The sequence below is a fragment of the Albidovulum denitrificans genome (assembly GCF_002973535.1).
Classification (GTDB): Bacteria; Pseudomonadota; Alphaproteobacteria; order Rhodobacterales; family Rhodobacteraceae; genus Albidovulum; species Albidovulum denitrificans.
Genome location: NZ_PVEP01000003.1, coordinates 16440 through 34136, shown reverse-complemented (window position 1 = coordinate 34136; position 17697 = coordinate 16440). Strand labels below are relative to the sequence as shown.

At 67.8% G+C, this 17697-nt stretch carries 15 protein-coding genes; 12 read left to right on the top strand and 3 right to left on the bottom strand.

All coding sequences use genetic code 11. From position 1 onward, the window contains the following. Positions 1 to 15: 15 nt before the first annotated feature. The 5 genes from polA (at position 16) to LX70_RS08860 (ending at position 5467) form a co-directional block, all read left to right on the top strand. Positions 16 to 2838: a DNA polymerase I gene (gene polA, locus LX70_RS08880; protein ID WP_105514254.1), complete on the top strand. Its 2823-nt coding sequence runs from the start codon at positions 16 to 18 to the stop codon at positions 2836 to 2838. 258 nt (positions 2839 to 3096) lie between these two features. Beyond that, a complete protein-coding gene (locus tag LX70_RS08875) occupies positions 3097 to 3495 on the top strand; it encodes a hypothetical protein (RefSeq protein ID WP_105514252.1) in 399 nt (132 codons plus the stop codon). A gap of 92 nt (positions 3496 to 3587) precedes the next feature. After that, complete coding sequence (locus tag LX70_RS08870) at positions 3588 to 3956, top strand: PepSY domain-containing protein (protein ID WP_105514250.1); 369 nt, start codon at positions 3588 to 3590, stop codon at positions 3954 to 3956. Then, entirely contained in the window at positions 3931 to 4491 is a 561-nt protein-coding gene (locus LX70_RS08865; RefSeq protein WP_105514248.1) for a helix-turn-helix transcriptional regulator, read from the top strand. The genes LX70_RS08870 and LX70_RS08865 overlap by 26 nt, the downstream gene beginning before the upstream one ends. A gap of 64 nt (positions 4492 to 4555) precedes the next feature. Next, positions 4556 to 5467: a cation diffusion facilitator family transporter gene (locus tag LX70_RS08860; RefSeq protein ID WP_105514246.1), complete on the top strand. Its 912-nt coding sequence runs from the start codon at positions 4556 to 4558 to the stop codon at positions 5465 to 5467. Between the two features lie 8 nt (positions 5468 to 5475). On the opposite strand, the gene LX70_RS08855 is transcribed toward LX70_RS08860, so the two are convergent. Continuing rightward, positions 5476 to 6075 (bottom strand): DUF1285 domain-containing protein, encoded by a 600-nt coding sequence (locus LX70_RS08855; RefSeq protein WP_105514244.1) that lies wholly within the window; start codon positions 6073 to 6075, stop codon positions 5476 to 5478. 61 nt (positions 6076 to 6136) lie between these two features. On the opposite strand from LX70_RS08855, the gene LX70_RS08850 reads away from it, so the two are divergent. From LX70_RS08850 to LX70_RS08835, 4 genes are read left to right on the top strand one after another with little or no spacing between them, the layout of a single operon-like run. Then, entirely contained in the window at positions 6137 to 7141 is a 1005-nt protein-coding gene (locus tag LX70_RS08850; RefSeq protein ID WP_105514242.1) for an AAA family ATPase, read from the top strand. Next, entirely contained in the window at positions 7138 to 8043 is a 906-nt protein-coding gene (locus tag LX70_RS08845) for a DUF58 domain-containing protein (RefSeq protein WP_105514240.1), read from the top strand. Before LX70_RS08850 ends, LX70_RS08845 begins: the two co-directional genes overlap by 4 nt. After that, a complete protein-coding gene (locus tag LX70_RS08840) occupies positions 8043 to 10808 on the top strand; it encodes a DUF4159 domain-containing protein (protein WP_105514238.1) in 2766 nt (921 codons plus the stop codon). The genes LX70_RS08845 and LX70_RS08840 overlap by 1 nt, the downstream gene beginning before the upstream one ends. Further along, complete coding sequence (locus LX70_RS08835; RefSeq protein WP_105514237.1) at positions 10805 to 12892, top strand: hypothetical protein; 2088 nt, start codon at positions 10805 to 10807, stop codon at positions 12890 to 12892. Before LX70_RS08840 ends, LX70_RS08835 begins: the two co-directional genes overlap by 4 nt. A gap of 24 nt (positions 12893 to 12916) precedes the next feature. Here LX70_RS08835 and LX70_RS08830 read toward each other — a convergent pair whose 3' ends face one another. After that, positions 12917 to 13111, bottom strand: a complete 195-nt coding sequence (locus LX70_RS08830; protein WP_105514235.1) for a hypothetical protein — start codon at positions 13109 to 13111, stop codon at positions 12917 to 12919. A 127-nt stretch (positions 13112 to 13238) separates the two neighbouring features. After that, positions 13239 to 13610: a hypothetical protein gene (locus tag LX70_RS08825; protein ID WP_105514234.1), complete on the bottom strand. Its 372-nt coding sequence runs from the start codon at positions 13608 to 13610 to the stop codon at positions 13239 to 13241. 136 nt (positions 13611 to 13746) lie between these two features. On the opposite strand from LX70_RS08825, the gene LX70_RS08820 reads away from it, so the two are divergent. From LX70_RS08820 to glcF, 3 genes are all read left to right on the top strand, one after another. Further along, entirely contained in the window at positions 13747 to 15180 is a 1434-nt protein-coding gene (locus tag LX70_RS08820; protein WP_105514232.1) for an FAD-linked oxidase C-terminal domain-containing protein, read from the top strand. 63 nt (positions 15181 to 15243) lie between these two features. Continuing rightward, positions 15244 to 16380, top strand: coding sequence for an FAD-binding protein (locus LX70_RS08815; RefSeq protein WP_105514230.1), 1137 nt, complete (start codon positions 15244 to 15246; stop codon positions 16378 to 16380). Further along, positions 16380 to 17693, top strand: a complete 1314-nt coding sequence (gene glcF / locus LX70_RS08810; RefSeq protein WP_105514228.1) for a glycolate oxidase subunit GlcF — start codon at positions 16380 to 16382, stop codon at positions 17691 to 17693. Before LX70_RS08815 ends, glcF begins: the two co-directional genes overlap by 1 nt. The last annotated feature ends 4 nt before the right edge of the window (positions 17694 to 17697 follow it).

Genomic DNA, 17697 nt, shown 5'->3' with positions numbered 1-17697 from the left:
AAGGGGGAGGGCATCATGGGGTTCGGCAAGGGCAACCACCTGCATCTGGTCGATGGCTCGGCCTATATCTTCCGCGCCTATCACGCGCTGCCACCGCTGACGCGAAAATCCGACGGGCTGCCTATCGGCGCTGTCGCGGGGTTCTGCAACATGTTGTGGAGCCAGCTTTCCGCCAACCGCACCAAGGACGGCCCGACCCATATCGCGGTGGTGTTCGACTATTCCTCAAAGACCTTCCGCGACGCGATCTACGATCAGTACAAGGCCAACCGCCCCGAACCGCCCGAGGAACTGCGCCCCCAGTTCCCCCTGACGCGCGAGGCGACGCGGGCCTTCAACGTCGCCTGCCTTGAGATGGAGAATTACGAGGCCGACGACATCATCGCGACCCTTGCCCGTCAGGCGACCGAGGCGGGCGGCGATGTCACGATCATCTCTTCCGACAAGGACCTGATGCAGTTGGTCGGCAACGGCGTCGATATGTATGACGCGATGAAGTCCAAGCGCATCGGTGTCGAGGAGGTGGAGGAGAAATTCGGCGTCGGGCCGGAGAGGGTGGTGGACGTGCAGGCCCTTGCCGGGGACAGCGTCGATAACGTGCCGGGCGCGCCGGGGATCGGCATCAAGACGGCCGCCCTTCTCATCAACGAATACGGCGATCTGGAAACGCTTCTGGCGCGCGCCGAGGAGATCAAGCAACCCAAGCGCCGCGCCGCGCTGGTGGAGAATGCCGAGCTGATCCGCATTTCCAAGCGCCTCGTCACGCTGGACGATCATGTGCCGCTGACCTGGTCGCTGGATGAGTTCGAGGTGAAGGAGCCGGAGCCTGAGACGGTTCTGGGCTTCCTTGGCCAGATGGAGTTCCGAACGCTCAGCAAACGGGTGGCCGACAGCCTGAAGGTCGAGGCGCCCGCCATCCCCGACGCGCCGGTTTCCGCCGCTGCTGCAGAGGCGGCCGCCGAGGTTCCGCAGGCGCCCTTCGATCACGCCGCCTATGAGCATGTCCGCGATGCAGAGGCGCTGAACCGCTGGATCGCGCTGATCCGTGAACGCGGCCATGTCGCCGTCGATACCGAAACCACCAGCCTGGATGAGATGCGGGCGGAGCTTGTCGGGATTTCGCTCTCGGTCGAACCGGGGCAGGCCTGCTACATCCCCGTCGGTCACCGGCAGGGCGGCGGCGATCTCTTTGGTTCCAGCGAACTGGTCGGGGGGCAGATGGCGCTGGACGATGTCCTTTCCGCGCTGAAACCCGTGCTTGAGGATGATGCAATCCTCAAGATCGGCCAGAACATGAAATACGACTGGAAGATATTTGCCCGCCACGGGATCAATGTCGCGCCCATCGACGACACGATGCTGATGTCCTACGCGATGCATTCGGGCCTGCACAATCACGGCATGGATTTGCTGAGCGAACGCTACCTCGACCACCGCCCGATCGAGATCAAGACGCTTCTTGGCACTGGTAAAAGCCAGATCACCTTCGATCAGGTCGCCGTGGACGATGCGGTGAAATACGCCGCCGAGGATGCCGACATCACGCTGCGCCTGTGGCAGAGGTTCAAGCCCAACCTGCACCGGGCGCAGGTGACGACGGTTTACGAGACATTGGAACGCCCGCTGGTGCCGGTTCTGGCGCGGATGGAGATGGCGGGCATCCTTGTCGACGGGCAGGTGCTTAGCCGCATGTCGAACGCCTTCGCGCAGAAGATGGCGGGGCTTGAGGCGGAGATACAGGACCTCGCGGGGGAGCCTTTCAACGTCGGCAGCCCCAAGCAGTTGGGGGAGATCCTCTTTGACCGGATGGGGGTCGAGGGCGGCAAGAAGGGCAAGACAGGCGCCTACGCGACCGGCGCCGATGTGCTGGAAGACATTACCACGCTTGAGGATGTGGCCCCACAGGCGGCGCGCCTTGCGTCTTCGGTGCTGGACTGGCGGCAGCTCTCGAAGCTGAAATCGACCTATACCGACGCGCTTCAGACCCATGTGAACCCCGAGACCGGGCGGGTGCATACGTCCTATTCCATCGCGGGGGCGAATACCGGACGGCTGGCCTCGACCGACCCGAACCTACAAAACATCCCCGTGCGCACCGAAGAGGGCCGCCGCATCCGCGAGGCTTTCGTTGCCGGGCCTGGCATGCGGCTGGTCAGCCTCGATTACAGCCAGATCGAATTACGCATTCTTGCCCACGTCGCGGATATCCCAGAACTGAAGCAGGCCTTCCGCGACGGGATCGACATTCACGCCCTCACCGCGTCCGAAATGTTCAGCGTCCCGCTGGAGGAGATGACACCAGAGGTGCGCCGCCGCGCCAAGGCGATCAATTTCGGCGTCATCTACGGGATTTCCGGCTTTGGCCTCGCCCGCAACCTGCGCATCCCGCGGGCCGAGGCGCAGGGCTTCATCGACCGCTATTTTGAACGTTTTCCGGGCATCAAGACCTACATGGACGCAACCGTTGCCTTCGCAAAGGACCATGGCTTCGTGCAGACACTGTTCGGGCGCAAGATCCACACGCCCGAGATCAACGCCAAGGGTCCACATGCCGGTTTCGCCCGCCGCGCCGCGATCAACGCGCCGATCCAGGGCGCGGCGGCGGACATCATCCGCAGGGCGATGATCCGCATGCCCGCCGCGATCGACGGGCTGCCCGCGACGATGCTGCTTCAGGTGCATGACGAACTGCTCTTTGAGGTGGACGAAGGCGCCGTCGATTCCCTGATCGCCGCCGCGCGCGAGGTGATGGAAGGCGCGGCCCGCCCCGCCGCCCATCTGGACGTGCCGCTGGTCGTCGATGCCGGGCAGGGCGCGAACTGGGCCGAGGCGCATTGAAGGGCCGCAAGCGGGATACCCCCCTAAGCGGATGCTGACGGCGTCGGGGCGCCGGTTGTACGCGGTAATCTGCCGGGTTCCAACTATCTGGAATTGCTGGACCTTCCCCTAAACCATTGTTTAGCGCGGCGGAAGGCTGCGCGAATTTTCCGCCTAAGCGCCTGTTATATGGCCAGCAAGCCTTCGATTGGCTTTCTCTCGGCGCGTGGCACCGTTCTTCGGTGGCGCGGAATGAAAATCTGACCGAGAGGCAAAGTCATGAAATATTCGATCATCGTCGCCGCAGCGCTCGCGCTGGCATCGGGCATCGCCCAGGCGGAAACGCAGATGACGGGCGACAGCGGCACCACGGCGGGCGAGGTGGAAGGCACGAGCCTGTCGCCGGAAACCGGCGCCGAACAGGCCGTGGCCGAGGGCGCTTCGGCCGTGGACGAAACCGAAGGCTCCGAAGCCGTCGAGGGTGAAGGGGACGACTCGGGCGAACAGGCGATCATCGAGGACGGCGAAGGCGACCATGCCGGCGAAGGCGCGTCCGAGGGCGAGCATTCCGAAGGTGGCGGTGAATCGCATGGCGAACACTCGGACGGCGATCATTCGGGTGGTGATCATTCGGGTGGTGACCACTCCGGCGGCGACCATTCGGGTGACGACGACTGATCGTCCTCTGGCATAACAGGCATGTCCCGGCGGTCCTCCCCGCCGCCGGGAATGCCGCGCTTGCGTTCCCGAGGGGGCGCAAGCCCTTTGCCGTGGCAGCGCTGCTGACGATCCTTGCGGCCGGGGCGGCCCCGGCGCAGGACCGCGATCTTCTCGCGCGCCTCGTCTCGGCCCTGCGCGCGAACGGCTATGACCAGATCCGCACCGAACGCACCCTCCTGAACCGCATCCGCGTTATCGCCGGGCGTGCCGGTGAACGGCGAGAGATCGTCATCGACCCGCGCACCGGCGAAGTCTTGCGCGATTACAGCCGGGAACGGAATGGTGAGGTGTCGGCGCCCGGCTCCGATGCCATAATCGGCACGGGAGAGAGGGAAGGTGACGCCGGACCCGATGGACCCCGCCACCATGAGCGTGAAGCGCCCGAGGACAGCGATGCAGACGACCCCAACACCCCCTGACCGGCGCAGGGCGCTGCGACACGGCGTGCTGATCGGCGCTGCGCTGGCCTTGCAGGGCGTCTGCGGGTTCTTCTTCGTGGCCCATATCCTGCTGGCGTTTCTGGAAATTCCGGTCGCGCCGATCCCTTGGGCCTTGCGCGAATACCTCGAAATCGGCGCAGCGCTGGGCCTCTCCTGCGGGGTGGCGCTGGGGACCGTTATCCTGATCCGCGCGCTGAAGGCCCGGCGCCGGGCCGAGGAACGCCTGAACCGCGCGCGCGGCGATTTCCGCGAGCATCTGGAGGCGCGATTCGGGACCTGGGGCCTGACCCCGGCCGAGGCCGATGTGGCGATTTTCGCGATCAAGGGCCTCAGGACGCAGGAAATCGCCGATATGCGCCGCACCTCGGAAGGGACGGTCAAGGCGCAGACCAACGCGATCTACCGCAAGGCGGGCGTGAACGGGCGCACGCAACTCCTCAGCCTCTTTATCGAGGACCTGATGGAGGGTGATCTGCCCCAACCCGCCGTCGCCCCGCTGCGACAAGCGGCCTGAGCGCGGTTTCCATTCCGCCCGCGCTGGATTAGCCTGCCGGGTGCAAGCCTGGGCAGGGGATGTCATGCCGCACGATCACCACCACCACCATCACCATGCCCCTGCCGGGGAACGCGGGCTGGTTCTGGCCGTCGTGGTCAACGTCCTTCTGACCGTGGCGCAGATCGTCGGCGGCGTCTTTTCAGGCTCGGTCGCGCTGATCGCGGATGCGGTCCATAACCTGTCGGACGCGGCGGCCCTTGTCATCGCCTTCGCCGCCCGGCGGATCGCGCGGCGCCCGGCGGATGCGCAGATGTCCTTCGGCTATGCGCGGGCCGAGGTGGTCGCGGCGCTGATCAACTATACCGTCCTGATCGTGATCTCGCTCTGGCTTGGGTCGGAAGCGGTGATGCGGCTTCTCGATCCGCCGCCGGTCGCGGGCGGGATCGTGATGGCGCTGGCACTTCTGGCGCTGGTGATCGACCTTGCGACAGCGCTTCTGACCTGGAGGCTGGCGAAGGACAGCACGAATATCCGCGCGGCCTTTCTGCACAACCTTGCCGATGCCGGGTCCTCGGTCGCGGTTCTGGCCGGGGGCGCGCTGATCTGGGCCTTTGGCTGGCAATGGGCCGATCCGGTCATCACGCTGCTGATTTCGGTGTGGATCGCGGCCCATGCGCTGGTGGAGATAAGGCCGGTGATCCGTATCCTGATGCTGGCCGCCCCGCCAGAGGTCGAACAGGACGCGCTGCGCCGCGCCATCGAGGGCGAAGAGGGGATCGAGGGCGTTCACCACCTGCACCTGTGGCAGATGGACGAACACCGTGTCTCCGTCGAGGCGCATCTGGTCGTGGCGGAGGATGCCGATTCCGCCCGGATCGTGCGGCGGGTGAAGGCGCGGGTCGAACGCGACTTTGGCATCCGCCACGTCACGCTTGAGACAGAGACGCAAGGTTCAGGTTGCGCCGGGCCGGTCTGCCCGCCGGATGCGGCCTGACGCGCCCGTCAGACGAGTTCGGCCGAGGGAATGACCGGAAAGAACTGCCCCCCCGACCAAAGCCCGAACCAGTCGCGCCCTTCATGTTCGCGCTGCTGGCCGATCTCCACCAGCCGGTAAAAGGTCTTGCGGTCGATCAGCGCCTCAAGGTTGCGGCGGATCAGGACGTAGGGGGAGGGCTCGCCCGTCGCGGGGTCACGCTCCACCCGGATCGGGTGATCGGGACCGGCGGTCACGACATCCTCGACATTGGTGGTGAAGGTGATGGCCTGATGGGCATCCTCGCCCGACACCTCGGCATCGACGGCGACAAAGGGGGCATCGACCACGCGAATGCCGACTTTTTCGACCGGCGTGACCAGAAAATAATCCTCACCATCCTTGCGCAGGATCGAACTGAAGAGCTTGACCAGCGCATGTCGGCCGATGGGCGTGCCAAGGTAGAACCACGTCCCGTCGCGGCGGATTTCCATGTCGAGATCACCGCAAAAGGGCGGATTCCACAGATGAACAGGGGGTGGCCCCTTCTTGCCGGCCGCTTTGGCCGCCGAGGCGAGATTTTCCGCCGATGGCTTCACGATCAATTGTTCCTTCTCGGGTTTTGCCATTGGTGCCGGGCCGGTTTTCTGCCTTTATGCTTCCACTATGACCCAAGCGGGAGAAATTGTCATGACCGAGGCCGCCGAACTTGTCGCCGAAATCGAGGCGTTGGGCGAAAAGATCGCCCAGGCGCGGGCGGCCGTCGCGCAGCGGTTCATCGGGCAGGAGAAGGTCGTGGACCTGTCGCTGACGGCGCTTCTGTGCGGCGGGCATGGGTTGCTGGTCGGCCTGCCGGGGATGGGCAAGACGCTGCTGGTCGATACGCTTGGCACCGTCATGGGGCTTTCCACGGGCCGGGTGCAGTTCACGCCCGACCTGATGCCCGCCGACATCCTTGGCTCCGAAGTGCTTGAAACCTCGGCCGATGGCAGCCGCGCCTTCCGCTTCATCGAAGGCCCGGTCTTTTGTCAGCTTCTGATGGCCGATGAGATCAACCGCGCCAGTCCCCGCACCCAGTCGGCGCTGTTGCAGGCGATGCAGGAACGGCAGGTGACCGTGGCGGGCCAGCACCGCGCGCTGCCCGCGCCCTTTCATGTGCTGGCGACGCAAAACCCGATCGAGCAGGAAGGGACCTATCCCCTGCCCGAGGCGCAGCTTGACCGTTTCCTCGTCCAGATCGACGTCGACTATCCCGACCGCGCGACCGAACGCGATGTGCTTCTGGCCACGACCGGGGTTGATGAGGCGACGGCGCCGCAGGTTTTCACCGCCGACGATCTGCGCGCCGCGCAGGTCACGGTGCGGCGGATGCCGGTGGGCGAGAAGGTGGTGGAACTGATCCTCGACCTCGTCCGAGCCTGCCGTCCGGGTGAGGGGGAGGCAGGCGCGGCCGTCAACCAGAGCGTCAGCTGGGGGCCGGGGCCGCGCGCGGCGCAGGCGCTGATGCTGGCGGTTCGGGCGCGGGCGCTTCTGGACGGGCGGCTGGCGCCCTCGTCCGACGATGTTGTGGCACTTGCGCGCCCGATCCTGTCGCACCGGATGGCGCTAAGCTTCGCGGCGCGCGCGCGGGGCGAAAGCCTGGCCGGGATCATCGACGGCGTCGCCCGCGACGTGACGCGCGCCGAGGCGGCATGACCGCAGGCGCCGCCCCTTCCGAGGTCTCCGCCCGCCCCGCCGGGCTGAGGCGACAGGCCGAGGCGCTGGCCTCTGCCCTGCCGCCCCTGATGGCCGAGGCACGGCATCTGGCGGCGACGGTGCAGCTTGGCGAACACGGACGGCGGCGGTCGGGCATGGGGGATGAGTTCTGGCAATACCGCCCGGCCCATGGCGGGGATGAGGCGCGCGCGATCGACTGGCGCCGGTCGGGCCGCGCCGATCAGCAATTTGTGCGCGAAAAGGAATGGCAGGCGGCGCAGTCGGTTCACCTCTGGGTCGACGATGCGCGGTCCATGGAGTTCACCGGCGATGCCGGGCGCCAGTCCAAGGCCGACCGTGCGCGGCTTCTGGCGCTGGCCATCGCGGTGCTGCTGATCCATGCCGGGGAAAGGGTGGGCCTTGCCGACCCCGTCGCCCCGCCGCGTTCGGGCGAGGTGCAGCTTCTCAGGCTGGCGCAGATCCTGACCCGCGCCGCGGGCGAGGCGGATTTCGGCGCGCCCGAGGCGCGTGCGATCCTGCCCGGTGCGCGGGCGGTGTTCCTGTCGGATTTCATGGGCGATCCGGCGCGGGTGGAGACGGCGCTGGGCCATGCCGCCGACCGTGGCGTGAAGGGCGTGCTGCTTCAGGTTCTCGACCCGGTGGAGGAGGAGTTTCCCTTCGATGGGCGGACGATCTTCGAAAGCATGGGCGGGAGCCTGCGGCATGAGACGCGCAAGGCGGGCGACCTGCGCGCGCGCTATCTTGACCGGCTGGCCGAACGCCGCGCCCGGCTTGCCGATCTGGCGGCAGAGGCAGGCTGGCTCTTCAGCACGCATCACACCGGCACCCCGGCGCAAGGGGCGCTTTTGTGGCTTTACGGCGCGCTCGGGACGCCGCGCTGATGCTGGTTCTGGGTCCCATCGGCTTCACGCTGCCATGGCTTCTCTGGGGCCTCGTCGTGCTGCCGGTGCTGTGGCTTTTGCTGCGCGCCGTGCCACCGGCGCCGATCCGGCGGCGCTTTCCCGGTGTCGCGCTGCTGCTGGGTCTGGCGGATGAGGACGTTCAGGCCGACCGCACCCCCTGGTGGCTGTTGCTGATCCGCATGCTGGCGGTCGCCGCGCTGATCCTCGGCTTTGCCGGGCCGGTCCTGAACCCGGAACAGAAACCGGCCGGGCAGGGGCCGCTTCTGATCCTGACCGACGGAAGCTGGGCCGATGCGCGCGACTGGCCGACGCGGACCGGCCGCATCGCCGAGGCGCTGACCGAGGCGGGCCGCGCCGGGCGCACCGTCGCGCTGGTCTCGCTGACCGACCTGCCGCCGGATGGGCCTGTCTTCGTGGCCGCCGATGCGCTGACCGTGCGGCTGCCCTCCCTGCACCCGAAACCGTGGGAGCCGGATCAGGCGGCCATGGTGGGCCTGGCCGATACCCTGCCTGATGAAGGCTTCGACACGCTCTGGCTGTCGGATGGCCTTGCGCGCGATGGCCGGGCCGATCTGGCCGAGGCGCTTGCTGCCCACGGTCAGGTGACCGCCGTCGAAAGCCCGCGCGACGTGCGGGCGCTGGCCGGCGCGGGGATCGTCGATGGCACGCTGACCGCCACCGTCCTGCGCGCCCGGCCCGAGATTGCGGGGGAGGCAAGCGTCGTCGCCCATGGCCTTGACCCGACGGGGATCGAACGTGTGCTGGCCCGCGCGACGGCGTCCTTCGCGGCCGATGCCGACCGGGCCGAGGCGCGGTTCGACCTGCCGCCGGAACTGCGCAACCGCGTCACGCGGCTTGAGATCGCGGGCGAAAGTACCGCAGGCGCCGTCGCCCTGACCGACGACGCCCTGAAACGCCGCAAGGTCGCCATCGTCAGCGCCGGCACCGGGCAGGAGGGGTTGGAGCTTCTGTCCCCCGACCACTACCTGCGCGAGGCATTGGCGCCCACCGCCGACCTGATCGAAGGTACGGTGACCGACGTGCTGATGGCCGCGCCGGATGTGATCATCATGGCCGATGCGGGGCGGGTGCCGGAAACCGACGCGCTGCTCGACTGGATCGACGAAGGCGGGCTGCTGGTGCGTTTCGCGGGGCCGCACCTTGCCTCATCCGATGTGGGCCGCGACAGCCTTGACCCGCTTTTGCCCGTCCGGCTCAGGATCGGTGGCCGCGCCGTTGGCGGCACGATGAGCTGGGGGGAGCCGAAGGCGCTTGCGCCCTTCTCCGAGGCGTCCCCCTTCTACGGCCTGAAGCTGCCCCCCGATGTGACGGTGACGGCGCAGATCCTTGCCCAGCCCGGCCCGGACCTTGCGCAGGCGACCATCGCGACCCTGGCCGACGACACGCCGCTGGTGACGCGGCGGCGGGTGGGCGACGGCCAGATCGTGCTGTTCCACGTCTCCGCCAATGCGGAATGGTCAAGCCTGCCGCTGTCGGGCCTTTTCGTGCAGATGCTGGAACGCCTTGCCGTGACCAGCCGGGCGGAACGTCCGGCGGCGGCCGATCTGGAAGGCACGACATGGCAGGCGGAGAAGGTGCTGGACGGGTTCGGCACCCTTGGCACCGCCGACGACCGCCCCGGTGTGGCGGGGGAAAAGCTCGCCGATCCGGTGATCGGGCCGGACCTGCTGCCGGGCCTTTACGCCTCGGGCGACCGGCGGCTGGCCTTGAACGCGGTGGCACCCGACCGGGCGCTTCAGCGGGCGAACTGGCCCGCGCCGGTCCGGGTTGAGGGCCTTGTGGTGGCGCGGGAACTGCCGCTCAAGGGCTGGTTCCTGACCGTCGCGCTGATCCTGCTGATGGCCGACATCCTCGCCGCACTCGCCCTTGGCGGGCGGCTTAGGGGCAGTCGCGCGGGCGTGGTGCCCGCCGTGGTGCTTGGTGTTGCGCTGGCGCTGGCGCCGCAGGGCGCGCGGGCGGAACAGGACGACGCCGCGCTGGTCCGCGAGGCCGGGAATGTCGTCCTGGCCCATGTGATGACCCGCGATGCCGAGACGGACCGGATCGCCGAGGCGGGGCTTTGGGGCCTGTCGGAGGTTCTCTTTGCCCGGACCTCGGTTGAGCCGGTTGAGCCGGTGGGCGTCAACCTTGAAACCGATGAACTGTCGGTCTTTACGTTCCTTTACTGGCCCGTCACCCCGAACCAACCGGCCCCCTCACCGCAGGCCTATGCGAAGCTGAACCGCTATCTGCATTCCGGCGGCATGATCCTTTTCGACACCCGCGACGCCGATCTGGCCGGTTTCGGTGCCTCCACGCCCGAGGGCAAGCGCTTGCAGGCGCTGGCGGCCCCGCTGGACATCCCGCCGCTGGAGCCGATCCCGAAGGACCACGTCCTGACCCGCGCCTTCTATCTGCTTCAGGACTTCCCCGGCCGCTATGCCGGTCCGCCGATCTGGGTCGAGGCCGCGCCCGCCGATGCAGAGCAGGTCGAAGGGATGCCCTTCCGCAACCTCAATGACAATGTCACCCCGGTGGTGATCGGTGGCAATGACTGGGCCGCTGCCTGGGCGGTGGACGATCAGGGGCGGCAGATGTTCCCTGTCGGGCGTGGCCTTGGCGGCGAAAGACAGCGTGAGATCGCCTATCGCTTCGGCGTCAATCTGGTGATGCATGTGCTGACCGGGAACTACAAATCCGATCAGGTCCATGTGCCTGCGCTGCTGGAAAGGCTGGGGCAATGATCGGCCAGATCGTCTTCGACCCGCTTCTGCCCTGGACGCTTCTCTGGGCCGTGGCGGCGCTGGCCGCGGCGCTGGTGGGCTTCGCCGCCTGGCGCGGGCTGAAGGGCTGGTGGCTTCGGGCGCTGGCGGCGGTTTGCGTGATCGCGGCGCTGGCCCAGCCGTCGCTGCAATCTGAAGACCGGCGGCCGCTGTCCGACATCGTCCTGCTGGTGGTCGATCAAAGCGCCAGCCAGAAGATCGCCGACCGCGCCGCGCAGACCGACATGGCCGTCCGGCGGGTGGAGGCGGAGGTGGCCGCGCTGCCCAATACGGAGTTGCGCAAGATCATCGTGGGCGACGGGGCCGAGGATGCCGGGACGCTTGCCATGACCGCGCTGGCGCAGGCCCTGGCCGAGGAACCGCGCGCGCGCGTTGCGGGGGCGATCCTTGTCAGCGACGGGCAGGTGCATGACCTCGATGTCGGAACGGACATGCCCGCGCCGCTGAACGTGTTGCTGACCGGCCACGCGGCGGACTGGGACCGGCGGCTGATGATCAAGACCGCCCCCGCCTTCGGCATCATCGGAGAGCCGCTTTCCCTCACGCTGCGGATCGAGGAGCAGGGCGCGATGCCTGCCGCCCTGTCGGGCCGGTCCGTCGCGCTGAGCATCGCCATCGACGGCGCCCCCGCGCAGGTCTTCACCGTGCCGGTGGGGCAGGATCTGGAACTGCCGCTGACGCTGGATCACGGCGGGCAGAACGTTGTGCAACTGTCGCTGGAAACCGCGCCGGGGGAGCTGACGGACCGCAACAATGAAGCCGTGGTGCAGATCAACGGCGTGCGCGACCGGCTGCGGGTGCTTCTGGTCTCGGGGGAGCCTTATGCAGGCGAACGGACATGGCGCAACCTCCTGAAATCCGACAGTTCCGTCGATCTGGTCCATTTCACCATCCTGCGCCCGCCCGACAAGCAGGACGGGGTGCCGGTTAGCGAGCTGTCGCTGATCGCCTTCCCGACGCGGGAGCTGTTCGTCGAGAAGATCACGGAATTTGATCTGATCATCTTTGACCGCTACCGGCTGCGGGGCATCCTGCCGTCATCCTATCTCGACAATATCCGCGACTATGTCTTGGGCGGTGGTGCGGTGCTTGTCGCCGCCGGGCCGGATTTCGCCTCGGCCGAAAGCCTTTACCATTCCGGGCTGGGCGACATCCTTCCCGCGCGCCCGACGGCGCGGGTGCTGGACGGCGGCTTTACCCCGCGCGTGTCGGACCTTGGCCAGCGACATCCGGTGACCGAGGGGCTTGAGGCGGGCTTTGCGCCCGAAGGCGGGCAACAGGGCAAGGAAGGCGCGCCGAGCTGGGGCCGCTGGCTGCGCGCGGTCGATCTGGCCGATCCGGCGGGGCAGGTGGTGATGGACGGTCCCGCCGGGCGTCCGCTGCTGATCCTGAAGCGCGAGGGCGAGGGGCGCGTGGCGCTTCTGGCCTCGGATCAGGCCTGGCTTTGGGGGCGGGGCTTCGAGGGCGGCGGGCCGCAACTGGAGTTGCTCCGCCGTCTCGCCCACTGGCTGATGAAAGAGCCGGAGCTTGAGGAAGAGGCGCTGACCGCCACGGCCGAGGGGCAGGCGATGACCATCACCCGCCGCACGCTGGGCGAGGCGGCGCATGAGGTCACCGTGACCGCCCCCGATGGCAGTGACACCACGCTGGCGATGAAAGAACAGGGGCCGGGCCGCTATGTGGCAACCTATGACGCGCCCGATATCGGGCTCTATCGCCTGAAGGACGGCGATCAGGACCAGGTGATCGCCCTTGGCCCCGCCGCCCCGAAGGAGTTCGAGGAGACGATCGCCACCGAAGACCGGTTGGCCCCGCTGGTCACGCCGACCCGTGGCGGCTTTCTGCACCTTGAAAACGGGGTGCCTGCGCTGCGGCAGGTGCGCGAGGGGCGCCCCGCGGCCGGGCGCGGCTGGATCGGGATCACGCCGCGCAACGCCTACCAGACGCTTGACCTCAGGATCGCGCCTTTGCTGCCGGCCTGGGCCTTTCTGCTGATCGCCGCACTTTTCAGCCTCGCGGCCTGGCTGCGGGAAGGGCGCCGGTAACGAAGACCGGCACCCCGTCGCGGATCAAATCGGGACGTTATCCCAGAAGGCGTCCAGCTCCTTCTCGACCCGGCTTTCGACCCTTTGGGTCCGGCGCATGGGGGTCTGGGTCGGCTTTTGCCCGAAATGGGTGGCGGAGATCTTCGCCGACGCGTTCACATCGTACCTGGCAGGCAACACGGCATCGGGCGCAGACATGCGCTTTTCGAACTTGGTCATTGCATCCTCCCGGTGTCGTCCCCGCGCGCGACTCGCGCGGTGGTGGCGTCTACGACCTTAGCACGGATTGACGACAGGTTCGTGTCACGAAGTCACGATTCGTCCCCTCGCGGCGAAGAACCGCCCGCTATTTTTGCGGAAGCGCCAGAATTGTGGGCATCGGCACCCAGCCATCCATCGTGCAGCGCGGCTGGATCAGGATTTCCGCCATGCCGTCGGGGATCGTGACGCCCGACAGGCTGCGGGTGAAAGGCTGTTCATCGACATGCGGGTGGCTCAACTCCCGCGCCGCGATTTCGGTCCCTTCCGCCGTCAGAAGGCGCCAACCGCTGGCGTAATGGTCCCAGCCGGTATCGGGATGGGACAGGGTGACCGAGATGGTCCAGGTCCCGTCGGGGTCATGGGTCGCGGTCGCGGTCTCGACCCGCGGGGCATCGGCGCTGGCCATGCGTGTCATGGCAAGGATGGCAAGACCGGCGATGCAGGCGGCATGGGGCATGGGCGGAAGACTGCCACAGGGGCCGTTCTTGCGGAATCACTTTGATGTGTTGGCCTGCCGGGGCGCCGGTCGTGCGTATCTTGCCACAAGGCCAAATTGGTAATATTACTTTACCGAAAGCATCGGGAGGATCGCGATGGAGATGCCGGCCGCCGATACCCGCGTCATGGCGCGGACGTCCGAAATCGTGGCCGCCCTGCGCGCGGTCCTGCCCGCCGATGCCGTGATCGACGATCCGGCAGAAACCCGCGCCTATGAATGCGACGCGCTGACCGCCTATCGCTGCCCGCCGCTGGCGGCGATCCTGCCGCGTTCGACGGCCGAGGTCGCGGCGGCGCTGAAGGTCTGCCACGACCTCGGCGTTCCCGTCGTGCCGCGCGGCTCCGGCACCTCCTTGGCCGGTGGGGCGCTGCCGACGGCGGACAGCGTGATCCTTGGTGTGGCGCGGATGAACCGGGTGATCGAGGTCGATTACGATGACCGCTTCATCCGGGTCGAGGCGGGGCGGACCAACCTGTCCGTCACCGGCGCGGTCGAGGCGGACGGCTTCTTTTACGCCCCCGACCCGTCCAGCCAGCTTGCCTGCGCCATCGCGGGCAATGTCGCGATGAATTCGGGCGGCGCACATTGCCTGAAATACGGGGTCACGACGAACAACCTGCTGGGGGTCACTCTGGTGACCATGGCAGGCGAGGTGATCGAGATCGGCGGGGCGCATATGGATGCGGGCGGGCTTGACCTTCTTGGCTTGATCTGCGGATCGGAAGGGCAGCTCGGCGTGGTGACGGAGGCGACGCTGCGCATCCTGCCAAAGCCCGAAGGCGCCCGCCCGGTGCTGATCGGTTTCACCTCGAACGAGGTCGCGGGGGCCTGTGTCGCCGACATCATCAAGGCGGGCGTCCTGCCGGTCGCGATCGAGTTCATGGACCGCCCCTGCATCCGCGCGACCGAGGATTTCGCCCATGCCGGTTACCCCGATTGCGAGGCGCTTCTGATCGTCGAGGTCGAAGGCGCCGAGGCCGAGATCGACGAGCAGCTTGGCCTGATCCGCCAGATCGCCATGCGCCACGACCCGGTGGAGTTCCGCGAGGCGGCATCGGAGGAGGAGGCGAGAAAGATCTGGCTTGGTCGCAAATCCGCCTTCGGCGCGATGGGGCAGATCAACGATTACATGTGCCTTGATGGCACAATCCCGGTATCGAGCCTGCCCCATGTGCTGCGCCGCATCGGCGAGATGAGCCGGGAGTTTGGGCTGGACGTCGGCAATGTCTTTCACGCGGGTGACGGCAACATGCACCCGCTGATCCTCTACAACGCCAACACCCCCGGCGATCTGGAGCGTTGCGAGGCCTTCGGGGCCGAGATCCTGAAGCTTTGCGTCGAGGTGGGCGGCTGTCTGACCGGCGAGCATGGCGTGGGCATCGAAAAGCGCGACCTGATGGGGGTGCAATATGCGCCCGCCGATCTTGAGGCGCAGATGCGGGTGAAGGACGTGTTCGATCCGGCCTGGCTTCTGAACCCGGCGAAGGTCTTTCCGCTGGCGGCCAGTGCCGGGCGGCGCGGCGTTTGAGAGGGCGGCCGGGGGCCAGCCCCCGGACCCCCGGAGTACTTGGACCACAATGAAAGCAGGGTCGTGAAGGTAACGGAAGAGAGGGAACTGGCCGAGGCGATCCGGGAAGCGACCGGCCCGCTGCGTATTCGCGGCGGCGGGACGCGCACTGTGGGGCGCGTGGTCGAGGGTGTGGACCTGGATGTTTCGGGTTTGAACGGGATCGGGCTTTATGAGCCGGGCGCCCTGACGCTTGTGGCCGGGGCTGGGACGCCCTTGGCAGAGGTGGAAGTGGCGCTGGCGGCGGAAGGGCAGCGCCTGGCCTTCGAGCCTGCGGACTGGCGCGGGCTTCTGGGAACGGGAGGGGCGCCAACGTTGGGCGGGATGGTGGCCGCCAATGTCTCCGGCCCGCGCCGGGTGCAGGCGGGGGCCTGCCGCGATGCGCTTCTGGGGGTGCGGTTCGTGGATGGCAGCGGGACGGTGGTGAAGAATGGTGGCCGGGTGATGAAGAACGTCACCGGCTATGACCTCGTGAAGCTGATGGCGGGGTCCTGGGGGACCCTGGGGGTGCTGAGCGAGGTCAGCCTGAAGGTCCTGCCCGCGCCCGAGGCGGCGGCGGTGCTGGTGCTGGCGGGTCTTGACCCGGCGGCGGCGGTGGGTGCGATGACGGCGGCGCTGCGGTCGCCCTACGACGTGACGGGGGCGGCGCATGGCCCCTGGGGGACGCTGCTGCGGATCGAGGGGTTCGCGGGGTCGGTGGACTATCGCGCGGGCAGGCTGGCAGGGGTGCTGGCCCCGTTCGGGGAGGTCCGGGTGGAGCGGGACGGTGCGGCGGTTGCGGCGCTTTGGCGGGCGGTGCGGGATGTCGCGCCGTTTCATGGCGGGGACGGGGCCGTCTGGCGCGTTTCGCTGCGGCCCTCCGACGCCCCGGGGTTTCTTGCCGCGCTGGGGCGGAACGGGATCGGGGCCGACGCGGTCATGGACTGGGGCGGCGGGCTGGTCTGGACCCGCGTGCCGGATACGGGCGATGCGGGTGAGGCCGTCATCCGGGCCGAGACCCGCGCCCGTGGCGGCCACGCGACCCTGATGCGGGCCTCGGCCGGCACGCGGGCGCGCGTCGCGCCGTTCCCGCCGGAGCCTGCGGCGGTCGCGGCCCTGTCGGCGGGCCTGCGTGCGCGTTTCGATCCGAGGGGCATTCTCAATCCGGGGCTGATGGGCTGATGCAGACGAATTTCACCGAAGCGCAGCTCCGCGACCCCGGCATCGCCCGCGCCAACGAGATCCTGCGCGCTTGCGTCCATTGCGGCTTTTGCACAGCGACCTGCCCGACCTATCAGGTGCTGGGCGACGAACTCGACAGCCCACGGGGGCGGATCTACCTTATCAAGGACATGCTGGAGAATGACCGGCCTGCGGATGAGAAGACCGTCAAGCATATCGACCGCTGCCTGTCCTGCCTTGCCTGCATGACGACCTGCCCGTCGGGTGTGCATTACATGCACCTTGTAGACCATGCCCGCGCGCATATCGAAAAGACCTATCGCCGTCTCTGGCGCGACCGGGCCTTGCGCTGGGTTCTGGCGCGGGTGATCCCCTATCCCACCCGGTTCCGGCTGGCACTTCTGGGGGCGAAGATGGCGCGGCCTTTCGCACGGCTCCTGCCGGATGCGCGGCTGCGCGCCATGGTGGCGATGGCGCCGAAACAGGTGCCGCCCGTCAGCCGCAACGACGATCCGCAGGTTTTCCCGGCCACCGGCGAACGGCGGATGCGCGTCGCGCTGATGACCGGCTGCGCGCAAAAGGCGCTGAACACCGACATCAACGACGCGACGATCCGGCTCTTGCGGCGGCTGGGGTGTGAGGTCGTGGTGGCGCAGGGCGCGGGCTGTTGCGGGGCGCTGACCCATCACATGGGGCGGGAGGGGGAAAGCCATGCCTCTGCCGCGGCCAATATCCGCGCCTGGATGGCCGAGGCGCGGGCAGGGGGCCTTGATGCGATCGTCATCAACACCAGCGGATGCGGGACGACGGTGAAGGATTACGGCCATATGTTCCGCACCACCGACCTTGCCGATGACGCAGGCCAGATCGCGGGGCTGGCCTGTGACGTGACCGAACTGCTCACCCGTCTGAAGCCCGAGGCGCGCGCACCCGAACCGCTGCGCGTCGCCTATCACGCGGCCTGTTCGCTGCAACACGGGCAGAAGGTGACGGCGGCGCCCAAGGCGCTTCTGAAAGCGGCGGGGTTCGAGGTGGTGGAACCGGCGGACCCGCATCTGTGCTGCGGATCGGCTGGCACCTACAACCTGCTTCAGCCGGAGATCTCGGGCGAGTTGAAACGGCGCAAGGTCGCGACGCTTGAGGCGCGCCAGCCGCAGGTGATTGCGGCGGGGAATATCGGCTGCATGATGCAGATCGGGTCGGGGACCGCGATCCCGGTGGTCCATACCGTCGAACTGATCGACTGGGCGACCGGCGGGCCGAAGCCACGGGCGCTTGAGGGGCTGGCGGCCGCCGGGCGGGAAAGGCCTTAATCTC